At 60.9% G+C, this 13910-nt stretch carries 12 protein-coding genes; 9 read left to right on the plus strand and 3 right to left on the minus strand.

Going from position 1 to position 13910, the window contains the following annotated elements; genetic code table 11:
• Positions 1–135 precede the first annotated feature (135 nt).
• The 4 genes from JFT58_RS06065 (at position 136) to JFT58_RS06080 (ending at position 4437) form a co-directional block, all read left to right on the plus strand.
• Complete coding sequence (locus JFT58_RS06065) at positions 136–2085, plus strand: DNA topoisomerase III (RefSeq protein WP_103299670.1); 1950 nt, start codon at positions 136–138, stop codon at positions 2083–2085.
• A gap of 129 nt (positions 2086–2214) precedes the next feature.
• Positions 2215–2655, plus strand: a complete 441-nt coding sequence (locus JFT58_RS06070) for a CBS domain-containing protein (RefSeq protein WP_034127063.1) — start codon at positions 2215–2217, stop codon at positions 2653–2655.
• Between the two features lie 9 nt (positions 2656–2664).
• On the plus strand, positions 2665–3510 hold the full coding sequence (locus JFT58_RS06075) for an NAD-dependent protein deacetylase (protein ID WP_054895766.1): 846 nt from the start codon (positions 2665–2667) through the stop codon (positions 3508–3510).
• Between the two features lie 597 nt (positions 3511–4107).
• A complete protein-coding gene (locus tag JFT58_RS06080) occupies positions 4108–4437 on the plus strand; it encodes a hypothetical protein (protein ID WP_003190335.1) in 330 nt (109 codons plus the stop codon).
• A 58-nt stretch (positions 4438–4495) separates the two neighbouring features.
• Here the strand turns inward: JFT58_RS06080 and JFT58_RS06085 are convergent, their stop codons facing one another.
• A complete protein-coding gene (locus JFT58_RS06085; RefSeq protein WP_034127061.1) occupies positions 4496–5398 on the minus strand; it encodes a LysR family transcriptional regulator in 903 nt (300 codons plus the stop codon).
• 133 nt (positions 5399–5531) lie between these two features.
• Here JFT58_RS06085 and JFT58_RS06090 point away from each other — a divergent pair, with 133 nt between their 5' ends.
• The 3 genes from JFT58_RS06090 to JFT58_RS06100 are packed head-to-tail and all read left to right on the plus strand — an operon-like array spanning position 5532 to position 8114.
• A complete protein-coding gene (locus tag JFT58_RS06090; protein ID WP_003190329.1) occupies positions 5532–6230 on the plus strand; it encodes a CoA transferase subunit A in 699 nt (232 codons plus the stop codon).
• 31 nt (positions 6231–6261) lie between these two features.
• The gene (locus JFT58_RS06095) at positions 6262–6921 is read left to right on the plus strand and encodes a CoA transferase subunit B (RefSeq protein WP_005786928.1); all 660 of its coding nucleotides are present in this window, start codon (positions 6262–6264) and stop codon (positions 6919–6921) included.
• Between the two features lie 11 nt (positions 6922–6932).
• On the plus strand, positions 6933–8114 hold the full coding sequence (locus JFT58_RS06100) for an acetyl-CoA C-acetyltransferase (RefSeq protein ID WP_003190325.1): 1182 nt from the start codon (positions 6933–6935) through the stop codon (positions 8112–8114).
• Positions 8115–8355: 241 nt separating this feature from the next.
• Here the strand turns inward: JFT58_RS06100 and JFT58_RS06105 are convergent, their stop codons facing one another.
• On the minus strand, positions 8356–8778 hold the full coding sequence (locus JFT58_RS06105; protein ID WP_054895767.1) for a PaaI family thioesterase: 423 nt from the start codon (positions 8776–8778) through the stop codon (positions 8356–8358).
• A gap of 157 nt (positions 8779–8935) precedes the next feature.
• On the opposite strand from JFT58_RS06105, the gene JFT58_RS06110 reads away from it, so the two are divergent.
• Entirely contained in the window at positions 8936–9730 is a 795-nt protein-coding gene (locus JFT58_RS06110) for a DUF4349 domain-containing protein (protein WP_034127059.1), read from the plus strand.
• Here the strand turns inward: JFT58_RS06110 and JFT58_RS06115 are convergent, their stop codons facing one another.
• Positions 9731–10816, minus strand: coding sequence for a DUF1615 domain-containing protein (locus tag JFT58_RS06115; RefSeq protein ID WP_034127058.1), 1086 nt, complete (start codon positions 10814–10816; stop codon positions 9731–9733). It abuts the gene before it with no gap.
• Positions 10817–11089: 273 nt separating this feature from the next.
• Here JFT58_RS06115 and JFT58_RS06120 point away from each other — a divergent pair.
• Positions 11090–13910, plus strand: a 2821-nt coding sequence (locus JFT58_RS06120; RefSeq protein ID WP_198834320.1) for a DUF6531 domain-containing protein, incomplete at its 3' end; no start/stop codon positions are given.

Below are 13910 nucleotides of genomic sequence, written 5' to 3' on the forward strand. Positions count from 1 at the left end.
CTTCGCGAGCAAGCTCGCTCCTACAGCGGCGTATGGCACCCACACAAATTGCTGTACATCCATACAGATAATGGTTGCTCAAACCCCTTCAAATAAGCATCCTGCAAGGCATCAACCCGATCTGATGTGATGACCATGCGGCTGTACCTCTGTGAAAAACCCTCCCAGGCCAAGGATATCGCGGCCGTGCTCGGCGCCAGCCGCCGTGGCGATGGGTGCTGGCTGGGTAATGGAGTCACGGTCACCTGGTGCATCGGCCACCTGCTGGAAACCGCCCCGCCCGACGCCTACGACGCCAAATACAAACGCTGGGTGCTGGCAGACCTGCCGATCGTCCCGGATAAATGGAAGATGCTGGTCAAGCCCAAGACCGCCAGCCAATACAAGGCCGTCAAGCGCTTGCTGGGGGAAGCCCAGGAACTGGTGATCGCCACCGACGCCGACCGTGAAGGCGAGATGATCGCCCGTGAACTGGTGGAACACTGCCGCTACCGCGGGCCGATCCAGCGGTTGTGGCTGTCGGCACTTGACGACGCCTCCATTCGCAAGGCCTTGGCGGCGCTCAAACCCGGTGCAGAAACCTTCAGCCTGTATCACTCGGCCCTGGGGCGCTCGCGCGCCGACTGGCTGATAGGTATGAACATGAGCCGCCTGTTTACCCTGCTGGGGCGCCAATCCGGTTACCAGGGCGTACTCCCGGTAGGCCGGGTGCAAACCCCGACCCTGCGCCTGGTGGTGGACCGTGATCGCAGCATTGCCGACTTCGTGCCGGTGGCCTACTGGGCCATTGATGTCGACCTGCGCCACGAGCACATGACCTTCACCGCCCAATGGCGCGCCCCTGAGGATGCCTGTGACGACCAGGGCCGTTGCCTCAACCCGCAACTGGCGCGGGACACCGCCGACGCCATGCTCAACGCCGCCACGGCGCGGCTGGTGAAGCTGCGTACCGAGCGCATGCGCGAAGTGGCGCCCCTGCCCTTCGACCTCGGCACCTTGCAGGAGATCTGTTCGAAGAAGCTCGGCCTGGGTGCCCAGGAAACCCTGGATATCGCCCAATCCCTGTACGAAACCCACAAGGCCATCACCTACCCGCGCAGCGATTGCGGCTACCTGCCATTGAGCCAGCACAGTGAAGCGCCGAAGATCCTTGCGGCGCTGGGCCGTGCGGACACGGCGGTCAACGAGCTGATGTCGCACATCGACCCTCGGCGCCGTTCGCGGGCCTGGAACGACGCGAAAGTCAGCGCCCACCACGGCATCATCCCCACCGGAGCCGGCAAGGAGGTCAGCCAACTGACCGGCAAGCACCGTGCGGTCTATACGCTGATTCGTGCGCGCTACCTGGCGCAGTTCCTGCCCAACCATGAATACGACCGCACCCAGGCCGATTTCGACTGTGCCGGCCAGGCGTTGCGCGCGGTGGGCAAAGTCATTATTGAACCGGGCTGGAAACGCGCCTTGCCCGAAGCGCTGGCACCCGCCAAAGGTCGCGAAGCGCCTGCGCCCCAAGCTTTGCCGACGCTGGTGCAGGGCCACGACTATGCCGTGGCCAAGGTCAACCTCAAAGACCTGTGGACCCAGCCGCCCAAGCCCTTTACCGAAGGCGACCTGATCAAGGCCATGAAAAACGTCGCCAAGCTGGTGGAGGACCCGTTGCTCAAGCAAAAACTCAAGGACACCACTGGCATCGGCACCGAGGCCACCCGCGCCGGGATCATCCAGGGCTTGCTGGATCGCGGTTATCTGGTGAAAAACGGCAAGGCCCTGTCGGCAACCCCGGCCGCGTTCAGCCTGATCGACGCGGTGCCCCGCGCCATCGCCGACCCCGGCACCACCGCCATCTGGGAACAGGCACTGGACATGGTGCAAAGCGGCGAAATGAGCCTGGAGGAATTCGTCGCCAAGCAAGCGGCTTGGATGAGCAAGCAGGTGGCACGCTGTAACGGCATGCGCATGACTATCACTGGCCCCGCCAGCCCGGCTGGCCGAGGTGCGACGCCGTGGAAAAAGAAGCGCAAGGCCGCCCCACGTAAAGCTGGCACCAACCCCAAGCGCGGAAAAAAGCCGGCAAATGCGGGATAAATACCAAAAAAGACTGGCACATGACGTTTTTCGACAGGTTTAACGCCGCATTGGCCCTTGCTCCGGCGGGTTCGGTCTAGGATTCTGTAGGGGATCTGGACTACCAACAACAACACCGGAGTGGCCGCCATGAAGACCGTTGCACAACTGCTGAAAGCCAAGGACCAGAAAAACCAGGACGTCCACACGATCAAATGGGACCACACCGTATTTGAAGCGCTGGTGCGGATGTCGGAGAAAAACGTCGGTGCCTTGCCAGTGGTCAGGGATGACGTGGTGGTCGGCATCATCAGTGAACGGGATTACGCACGTAAAATCATGCTCAAGGGCCTCTCGTCAGTTACCACCAAGGTCCATGAGGTGATGAGCTCGCCGGTGATCACTGTGGATACTCACAAGAGTGTCGAGGAATGCATGAACATCATGACCGACAGTCACCTGCGCCACCTGCCGGTGGTCGAAGACGGCAAACTGCTGGGCCTGCTGTCTATCGGTGACCTGGTCAAGGAAGCAATTGCCGAACAAGCGGCCTTGATCCAGCAACTGGAACAGTACATCCGCGGCGAATAGGGGGAACCCATGCTCGACACGCTGGACCATCAGGAAGACCACCTCGATACTCTGCACCGGGCCATGTCCGGCCGGCGTTTCCTGGTGCTGACCGGCGCAGGGATAAGTACATCTTCGGGTATCCCGGATTACCGGGACGGGGAAGGTGTACGCCGGGGCAAGCCACCGATGATGTACCAGGAGTTCCTCGCCACTCCCGAGGCGCGGCGCCGCTACTGGGCGCGGGCGATGCTGGGGTGGCCACGGGTGCGCATTGCCCAGCCGAACAAGGCCCACCTGGCGCTCGCGACGCTGCAGCACCGTGGCCATATCAGCGGGCTGATCACGCAGAACGTCGACACCCTGCATGACCAGGCCGGCAGCCAGGATGTGATCGAGCTGCATGGCAGCTTGCATCGGGTGCTGTGCCTGGATTGCCAACTGCGCAGCGAGCGCGACGTGATCCAGCGGCAGATGGAGGTCGATAACCCGTACATGGCACAGGTTCATGCGGTGCAAGCGCCGGATGGCGACACCTTGCTTGATCCGGCGTTTGAACAGCACTTCCAGGTACCCCGCTGCCCGCACTGCAATGGCGAACGGCTGAAACCGGATGTGGTGTTCTTTGGCGAAAACGTCGCGCCGGCGACGGCGCTCAAGGCAATGACGGCGGTAGAGCATGCCGAAGGGCTGTTGGTGGTGGGGTCGTCGCTGATGGCCTATTCGGCGTTTCGCCTGTGCAAGGCGATGGTTGAACAGGGTAAGCCGGTGATTGCCATCAACTTGGGCAAAACTCGGGGGGATGAGCTGCTGCAGGTGAAGATCCAGGCCTCGTGCGAGCGGCTATTACCCTTACTGTCCGAGAGATTGAGATAGCGACGCATCAACATCTGGGAGCTGGCTTGCCTGCGATAGCAGTGTGTCAGGCGAACATGTACTCACTGACACATCGCCATCGCAGGCAAGCCAGCTCCCACAGGGGATCTGCGTAAACTCGCCACCAAAACCCTGCGACCCACCGCACAAAAAATGACGCCCAAGTCACGTTTTCGCGCATTCCCCCGTCCCCACGGCAATTTATGTAGTGAGCAAAAATAATCACTACATAACCGTTGACGTAACCTTTTTGTCCTTGCATGATCTAGACGTCTCTCGGATCGGGAGCGTTGGTAACAAGCGTTTCGAACAGGCTCGTCTGACCGCCGAGCTGTTTTTCCGGATGTGCACTGCCCACAAGGCAGATCGATGAAGCTGACCGGCCCCGGAAGGGGCAGGTACAAGGCGCTCAAACGCGGCTTGTCTTCGCAATCAGAGCATTGCGTAGCAGTTCATCAGCAAGACTACATGCATCAGCTTCAAGACCCTGCCCGTATTCGGCAGCCCGTCGCTGACGCCCGGTTTTAGTGACCGGAGACAACTTACTGGTATTAACGAATCAACTGATAGATCGCCAACTGGTCAAGGGGCTTACACATGAATCTGAACAACCAACCAACTATCGATGAATTGGCTGAGATGTTCGCAGCGCAGAAAGACACACTCGACGACCATATCCTGTGGATTGGCAAATCGGGCGAAGTGCAAATTGACTGCCTGGCGCCCCATACCGAAGAAGCCGAGTTTGACCGTAACAACCGTGAGCTGGCGGCACGCCTGAAGATGTACCGCCGTGGCCAGGGTTATGTCGGCAAGAAGGCCGCCGCTGATCGCAACTTTATCGAGCAAGTGTTCGACACACTTAACAATGCCTGGGCGTCTTTCAAAGACAGCTCGCAAGTTAAAGTGATCGACCGTTACTACTAAGTAGTACTCAATCAATGTGGGAGTTGGCTTGCCAGCTCCCACATGTGTATTTACTGATTTAAAAAGTTGGAAACCTGCCCTTCCCCGCCTCATCCCGAAAGATATCAAACAACACCTGCGCCGCCGCCGACAGTTCATGCCCCGGCTTGGTCAGCACCCCAATCGGCCGCTCGATCACCGGGCCAGTCAAGGTAATGCAATGGGCTCCCGCCTCCTCCATCTGCCTGGCGCATAACGCTGGCACTGCACTAACCCCCAAACCGCTGGCAACCATCTTGCCCACCGTCGCCAGTTGATGGCTTTCCAAGGCAACGGGCAATTTCATCTGCAAGGCGCCAAGGTGTTCTTCCAGCATCACCCGCACAGTGGAAGGCCGCTGCAGGGTGATGAACGGCTGCTCCAACAAGGCTTTCCAGTCGATTTCAGCACGCTGTGCCAAGGGTGAATCCCCCGGGACCACGGCGACAAAGCGATCCAGGTACAACGGCGTGAACGCCAATGACGAACCATCGGACGGCTCGAACGCCACCCCCAGTTCCACCTGACGGTCGCGCACCATCTCCAGCACCTGTTCATTGATCAGGTCATGCACCGTCACGTTCACCTGGGGGTAACGGGCGCGGAATATCTTCAGGATCGGCGGCAACAGGTTGCCGGCGAACGACGGCATAGCGGCCACCGTGACGCGCCCGCGTTGCAAGGTAAAACGCTGGCGCAGTTCATCTTCGGCGTTGTCCCAATCGGCAATCAACCGGCGGGCCAGGGGCAGCAGGGACTCACCTTCAGGGGTCAGCGCGACGTTACGGGTATTACGGCTGAACAGGCGCCCGCCCAAGCCTTCTTCCAGGCCCTTGATGGTCAAGCTCAACGCCGATTGAGAGAGGTGCAAACGCTCGCAGGCCGCGGCAAAACTCAGGCTTTGCGCGACGGCGAGAAAGGCACGCATCTGTTTAACGGTCATGACGCAGCTCCGGACGACGATTGGACTATGCTGTTTTCTAAATCAATCAACCTTAAAAAACAACTTAACAAATCAATCCGCTGGCGCAACACTCAACTCACTGGCTGGACCACAAACAATAAAAGAGGTGCATATGGCAGGTTTCGATAAACGCGTGGCGTCCTATGAAGAAGCGCTGGCAGGCCTGGAAGACGGCATGACCGTACTCTCCGGTGGTTTTGGCCTGTGTGGCATTCCGGAAAACCTCATTGCCGAAATCAAGCGCAAAGGCACCCGCGACCTGACGGTGGTTTCCAACAACTGCGGCGTCGATGGCTTCGGCCTGGGCGTGCTGCTGGAACAGAAGCAGATCAGCAAAGTGATCGCTTCCTACGTGGGTGAAAACGCCCTCTTCGAGAAACAACTGCTCAGCGGCGAGATTGAGGTGGTGCTTACCCCTCAAGGCACCCTGGCAGAAAAAATGCGCGCAGGCGGTGCCGGCATCCCGGCCTTCTTTACCGCCACCGGCGTCGGCACCCCCGTTGCCGAAGGCAAGGAGACCCGCGAATTCAAGGGTCGCCCGTATCTGATGGAAGAGTCCATCACCGGCGACTTTGCCATCGTCAAAGGCTGGAAAGCCGACCACTTCGGTAACGTTATCTACCGTCACACCGCCCAGAACTTCAACCCGCTGGCCGCCACCGCCGGCAAGATCACCGTGGTCGAAGTCGAGGAAATCGTTGAACCGGGCGAGCTGGACCCGGCGCAGATCCACACCCCTGGCATCTACGTCGACCGGATCATCTGCGGCACCTTCGAAAAGCGCATTGAACAGCGCACCGTCCGCAAATAATCCCCGTCCAGAACAACAAGAGGAAACAATCATGGCGCTTACCCGCGAACAAATGGCTCAACGCGTTGCCCGCGAGATGCAGGACGGTTACTACGTGAACCTCGGTATTGGCATTCCGACCCTGGTGGCCAACTACATCCCCGACGGCATGGAAGTGATGCTGCAATCGGAAAACGGCCTGCTTGGCATGGGCCCGTTCCCGACCGAAGAAACCATCGACGCCGACATGATCAACGCCGGCAAGCAGACCGTCACCGCACGCATCGGCGCCTCGATCTTCTCTTCCGCCGAGTCGTTCGCGATGATTCGCGGTGGGCATGTCGACCTCACCGTATTGGGCGCATTCGAAGTGGACGTACAGGGCAACATCGCTTCGTGGATGATCCCCGGCAAGCTGGTCAAGGGCATGGGCGGTGCCATGGACCTGGTGGCCGGCGCAGAAAACATCATTGTGATCATGACTCACGCATCCAAAGACGGTGAGTCCAAGTTGCTCAGCCAATGCAGCCTGCCGCTGACCGGTGCCAACTGCATCAAGCGTGTACTCACGGACCTGGCGTACCTGGAAATCGAAAATGGCGCTTTTGTCCTCAAGGAACGCGCACCTGGCGTCAGCGTTGAAGAGATTGTGAGCAAGACCGCCGGTAAACTGATCGTCCCGGACCACGTTCCAGAAATGCACTTCCAGTGAGGACAGATTCCATGCAAGACGTCGTGATTGTTGCTGCCACCCGCACCGCCGTGGGCAGCTTCCAAGGTTCGCTGGCGAACATTCCGGCCCCGGAACTGGGCGCCGCCGTAATCCGTCGCCTGCTGGAGCAGACCGGCCTGGACCCGGCGCAAGTGGATGAAGTGATCCTCGGCCAGGTGCTCACCGCAGGCAGCGGCCAGAACCCGGCCCGCCAGGCTTCGATCCTTGCCGGCCTGCCCCACGCCGTGCCGAGCCTGACCCTGAACAAGGTCTGCGGTTCGGGCCTCAAGGCTTTGCACCTGGGCGCCCAAGCCATTCGTTGCGGTGACGCCGAGGTGATCATTGCCGGTGGCATGGAGAACATGAGCCTGGCCCCGTACGTACTGCCTGCCGCACGCACCGGGTTGCGCATGGGCCACGCGAAGATGATCGACAGCATGATTACCGACGGCCTGTGGGATGCGTTCAACGATTACCACATGGGCATCACCGCCGAGAACCTAGTGGACAAGTACGGCATCAGCCGCGAAGCCCAGGACGCCTTTGCCGCCGCCTCCCAGCAAAAAGCCGCGGCCGCTATCGAAGCCGGGCGCTTTGCCGATGAGATCACGCCAATCCTGATTCCCCAGCGCAAAGGCGACCCGGTGGCCTTCGCGGTGGACGAACAACCCCGCGCCGGCACCACAGCCGAATCCCTGGCCAAGCTCAAGCCTGCGTTCAAGAAAGACGGCAGCGTCACCGCCGGCAACGCCTCCAGCCTGAACGACGGCGCTGCGGCCGTGCTGCTGATGAGCGCCGACAAAGCCAAGGCACTCGGCCTGCCCGTACTGGCGCGTATCGCCAGCTACGCCAACGCGGGCGTCGACCCGGCCATCATGGGCATCGGCCCGGTCTCGGCCACCCGCCGCTGCCTGGACAAGGCCGGTTGGCAGTTGGCTGACCTGGACCTGATCGAAGCCAACGAAGCCTTCGCCGCGCAATCACTGGCGGTGGGCAAAGAGCTGGAGTGGGACGCGCAGAAGGTCAACGTCAACGGCGGCGCCATCGCCATCGGCCACCCGATCGGTGCTTCAGGCTGCCGCGTACTGGTGACCCTGCTGCACGAAATGATCAAGCGCGATGCCAAGAAAGGTTTGGCAACGCTGTGCATCGGTGGCGGCCAAGGTGTCGCCCTGGCGCTCGAACGCAACTGAATCGGATCGCTATTGTGGCGAGGGAGCTTGCTCCCGTTGGGCTGCGTAGCAGCCCCACGCCAATAGAGCAACATAGAAAAGGCCCGGCTCCACGAAAAGCCAGGCCTTTTCTTTTATCGATACCCCTGAATGAACTCGATAAAAATGTGGGAGCTGGCTTGCCTGCGATAGCGGTCTATCAGTCAGATCATTGCTAACTGACACACCGCTATCGCAGGCAAGCCAGCTCCCACATTTGATCTCACTGCCTGTCAGCTTGCGGCACCGCGAACACCGCGCTCGCCCGCAGCACCACCCGCTCCACCACCTGCAAACTCAACGTGGCGAACGCCATCTGCCGTCCGCGCTTGTGGCTTTCCAGACGCACCACCATCCACTCCCCTACCTGCACGGCGCCCAGGTAATCCACGGTCATGCTGGCGGTAATCAACGGCAACGGCGGCTCACTGGAAAACGCCATGGCGTACCCCATGCCGATATCGGCCAGCGTCGCCAGCACCCCGCCATGTACCGTACCGCGCCCATTGGCGTGACGATGATCGGCGCGCAAGCCGACTTCCAATTGCAAACCTTCGCCACGGCAATACGCCGGGCCGAGCAGTTCCAGCAACGGACTGCTGCGCGGCAACGGGACAAAGCCTTGGGGGACAGTCTGAGCGTTCATGGCGGATGCTTCCCTGGGGTGAGGCCTGAGGTGTACGCCAGCCCCGACCCGACAGCCACCACCATCAGCCGGGCAAATCCCGGGCAATGCTTTGCGTTAATGGGCCAGACCCGCTTTAATCTCGGCCAATTTCTCCTGCACATTTCAAGGAAACGCCATGCGCCACCTGGACGGCAACTCCCACCCGCTTCGCGCGCCGCTGTTGATCTTGCTCGCCGGCCTGGCCTTGGCCGGTTGTTCCCCCACGGACCACTCTCGCGCCACCGTCATCAATGGCGAACAGGGCAAGGCCGGGGCGCAACTGGCCTATGAGCATGAATTGACCCTGGCCCTGCCCGGCGCCCTGCTTGCGCCGCGTATGCAGGCCACTCGTGAGGCGTGTGAAACGGCGCGCTTTGGTGCCTGCAATATCCTTGGCATTACCGAAGACGGCCAGGGTGGCCAGATCATCCTGCGAATCGCGCCCACGGGTGTGGAACCGATGGTCGCCCTGGCGGCCGAAGGCGGTAAGCTCGGCCAGCGCATCACCACTGCCGAAGACCTGGCCGATGCCGTGGCGGATGTGCGCCGTCGCCAGGACCGCCTGCAAGCCCAGCAGCAACGCCTCGATGAACTGGCCAAGCGCAAGGACATCACCGTCAGCGACCTGATCGTCCTGAGCAAAGAGCAAGCCGGCATTGAAAACGAGCTGCAGGAACTGGCCCAGGTTGCCGCCGGCCAGCAACGCCGCCTCGACACCAACCGCATGACCTTGAACTTCCGCTCCTCGGACGGCGCCAACCAGGTGTCAAGGTTCACCCGGATGTTCAGCAACCTGGGAGACAACCTGGTGAACGGCACCGCAGACGCCCTGGAACGTGCCAGCTATGTGCTGCCCTTCGTGATCCTGGCGTTCCCGGTGGTGTGGTTGTGGGTGGGCTTGTGGCGCCGGTTCGTCAAGCGCCGCAGTTGATCAGCGCTTCATGCAGCGCTGGTAGCGCTCATCCACGCGCTTGGCAAACCAGGCCGTGGTCAGGTTGCGGGTGATCTTCGGGCTCTTGAGCACAATACCCGGCAGGATCGCCCGTGGCAGCGGCTTGCCGGCCGCCTGGTCAGCCAAGGCGAAGACGCGCTTGTACAAGGTGGTGTCCTCGAAATCCAACTGCTCGCCCTGCTCCAGTTGGCTGCGGATGCTCGGGTTGCGCATATCCAACTTCGCCCCCAGTGAACGCACCGCCAACTCGGTGGTGCCGGGCAACAATGAGCCATAGCGGATCAAATCCCCATCCAGCGCCAGCTCTTTGCCTGAAACACGGCTGACCGCGGCCTGGAACGCGGCATTGCGGCTGGCGTACCAACCGGCATTGAAATCGGCAAAGCGGTACAGCGGCTGATCGTAGCTCACCGGGTAACCGAGCAAGTGGGCGATGCCGAAGTACATGCCGCCGCGACGGGTGAACACTTCGCGGCGAATCGTGCCGTCCACCGTGTAGGGATAACCCCGCGCCTGTTTCTGCGCAAAGTCGATACTGACCTGCATGGGGCCAGCAGTGTGTACCGGGTTGAACCCGCCAAACAGCGTATTGCCCAGGGGCACCATGCTGATGAAGTCGTCAAAAATCGCGCTCAGGTCCTTTTCCGTACGGGCGGCATTCAAACGGTCGGCGTAGGTTTTGCCGGTGGGCGAGCGCAGTTGCAAGGCGCTGCGCACCACGAATGCCGGCACGTGCACCTTGCCGGCGCGGCGCAAGATTTCATCCTGGGCGATCTTGCCCATGCCCGGCACTGGCGGGTCGACCTGATAGGTGGACTCCTGCTCGGTCACCGCCAGCACCGCACAGATGTTTTCGGTGCTGGGGTAGATTTTCTGGGTGTCGAACGCGGTGTAGATGTCCTGGGCCCAGCCGTTGCGGTCCGCGACCTTGGCCGGCAGCAGGCGCACGATCTGCGCCTTCACCTCGGCTTCACTGCGCTCGGGCTGCTGGGGGCCACGGGAAGTTGAGCACCCGGCCAGTACCAGTAAAGGAATAAGGCAGAGCAGCAGACGCGTTGAATACATGAGGCTTCCTTGGTTAACGACGGGCCGGGCAGTGCTGATATCGACAGGTAAGTCTAACCGGGGTTCGTCGGCATGCCGAACCCAGTGCGTGGCAGTAACTGAAACATCCCACACAACTGCCGGATAAGCTCTACTCCTCACCCCGGCAAACCTCTGCAAAGTCCCTCGCCTGATCAAACAGTGCGAGGGAGTGCAGATGGTTTTTTTCGTGACGCGTGCGGTTGACGGGGCCGCCACTTGAACCCGGCCATTGGCAGGCTGGCGCTGACGCCAATGAACGTGGAAACGGTCGACGTCGAGGGCGTCTTCCGTGACTTTCGCGATTGCTTGAACACCTTTGACGAGTGGGCCAAAAGCTTTTGGAGCTTCTCCGCGCTGGACGTCGAACAGGTGTTCAAGGTCGGGGATGACGTCGCGCTGGTTGCCCCGGTCAATCGCTCCCTGTTTCCCAGCAGCACCGTCGCCACCTGCCAGGCCACGGGTACCTTGACCCTGGTGCATATGTTCCAGAGCACGAGGTTCGTACCCATCGGCAACACCCCGGTGATCGTGCAACGCGTTGATCCAAACGGCGGCCCGCTGGGCGAGCCCCTCCATAAGACCATCGGCCCCAGTGGCATCCTCGAAGTCACCGAGTGCGATCGCAACCAGCAATACCGGGTGAGTTTCTACCCCAACGTTTCCCAGGATCACCTCAAGGCGCTGTATACGTCCTACCACTCAGTGATCACAGCGTTGGAAGCCCGGCTGCGCAAAGAGTGGACCGACACCTTCCAGGCCCAGTGGAAAAACTACACAGACGCCCGCCCGCTTGAGCGGCGCCGCCTGCTGGAGGCGGCCTTTGTCAGTGGATTGGGCAAGGCGCTTTACAGCCTGTGGGACAACATTGGCGAACTGTCTGCGCTGCTGGCGGACCTCAAGCCCAACAGCGAAAAGCTACTGCACTACCTTTCGCAAACTGAGCTCGACGAACTGCTGACCCTGGGCAGTGATGCGATAGCCCAGGGCTTGTTGGTGCTCAGTGACGAGCCGCTACTGTTTATCTACCTGTCGGCGCTGGTCAGCTGGATGCGCATGCTCCCGCCGCCAGAGATGGCGGAACTGTGGGGTGAAATTACCGGTGAGGTGCTGATCAATCTACTGCTGATTCGCGTCTTGGGTGGGATGGGCGTGGTGGCGCGATTGGGGGCTGGTGTGCTCAGCCACGTCAAATCCGGGCGGGCACGGGCGTTGTTGGAATTGCTGGCCAAGCAAGTGGTGGGGCCTCGGCTGGAGACCCATGTCGAAGTCGCCAAACCGGTGTTGCTGAGCAGTGCGGCGACGCCGGTCAAGGTAGCGCCAGTGGTGCCGTTGAAGGCAGGCGACACGCTGGTTTCGAACCCGGTGCCAATGGTGCGTGGCAAGACCCAGCGCACGACGTTGGTCCGTCAGGAGCCTGTCGATGATGTGCCGGCTGTGGCGTCGAACCCGAAGGGGGATGCGGCGGCGCCTGCGGATAAAACCGTCACCCACGGTTGCCCGGTGTCGATGGTCACCGGCGAGGAATTGCTGACCCTCACCGATAGCGCGCTGGATGGGATCTTGCCGTTTGAGTGGACGCGGCTGTATCGCACCAGTGCGGTGGAGGCCGAGTGTGGATTGGGGTTTGGCTGGAGCCATGCGCTGGCTCATCGGCTGGTGGTGTCGGGCGATTCGGTGGTGTGGACCGACCATGAGAACCGCTCGACCACCCTGCCCTTGCCCACCGTTTCTCGGCCGGCGATCACCAATAGCCTGGCCGAAGCGGCGATCTATTTGGGAGCCTCGCCTGATGAACTGGTGCTGGCCCAAGCCTCGCGTTTCTACCACTTCCGCGACGGTGTGCTGACAACCATCAGCGATGCGTATGACAACCGGCTGCGCCTTTGCCGGGATCGTTCTGGGCGGATTGAACGGCTGGATAACGGCGCGGGGCGCTCGTTGCTGTTGCGTTATGAGCTGGATCGCATTGTCGCGGTGGACTACCAGGTGCATCGCGCCAAAGGGCGTGAGCCCTACGTTTGGGAAACCGAGCAGAACATCGTTTCCTACGCCTATGACGAAGCTGGCCGACTGGTGTGTGCGACCAATGCCGTCGGTGAAAGCGAGCGTTATCGGTACGACGATCAGCACGTCATTGTCGAGCGGCAGTTAGCCGGTGGGGCGAGTTTCTTCTGGGCGTGGGAAGGCGCGGGCAAGGCGGCTCGCTGCGTGCGGCATTGGGCGAGTTTTTCGCAGATGGACACGCGCTATGCCTGGGGCGATGACGGGCGTGTCACGGTGCATAACGCCGATGGTAGCCAGGAAGTCTATGTCCATGACGACCGGGCGCGCTTGGTGCAGCGCATCGATCCGGACGGCGCTCAGCATTACAAATCTTACGATGACAAAGGCCGACTGACCGTCGAGCAAGACCCGATGGGTGCGGTGACGGCCTATCAGTACGACGATGCCGGGCGCTTGGTCGCGCTGTTTCCGGGGGATGATGAGCCAACGTCCTACGAGCATGACAACGGTTTTGTACGGGTTGTCAGGCGTGGGGAGGCGGTCTGGAAATACGAGCGTAATGAGCAAGGCGATGTTACGCGTAGGACCGATCCCGATGGTGAGGTTACTGACTACAGCTACAACAAGCACGGGCAACTGACTGGAGTTTGGTACCCGGATCACAGTTGCCATCGACTGGTGTGGAACGAACGTGGGCAGTTGCTTGAGGAGCAATTGCCCAATGGTGGGATCAAGCGTTATCGCTATGACGATCTGGGGCGGCAAGTTGCCTGTGAGGATGAGCATGGTGCGCTGACGCACTATCACTGGGACTGCGTCGGCAGGCTGATTCGCCTCGTCTTGCCAGGCGGCGCCACACGAGAATTCAGCTACAACCCCTACGGCAAAATCATCGCCGAACGCGACGAACTCGGCCACGTCACCCGCTATGAATACGCCGACGGCCTGCACCTGATCAGCCGCCGTCTCAACGCCGACGGCACCCAGGTCAAGTACCGCTACGACAACGCCCGGCTGCTGCTCACCGAGATCGAAAACGAAGCCGGCGAAACCTACCAACTCGACTACC

The organism is Pseudomonas sp. MF6767, from assembly GCF_016405475.1.
Taxonomy (GTDB): domain Bacteria; phylum Pseudomonadota; class Gammaproteobacteria; order Pseudomonadales; family Pseudomonadaceae; genus Aquipseudomonas; species Aquipseudomonas paracarnis.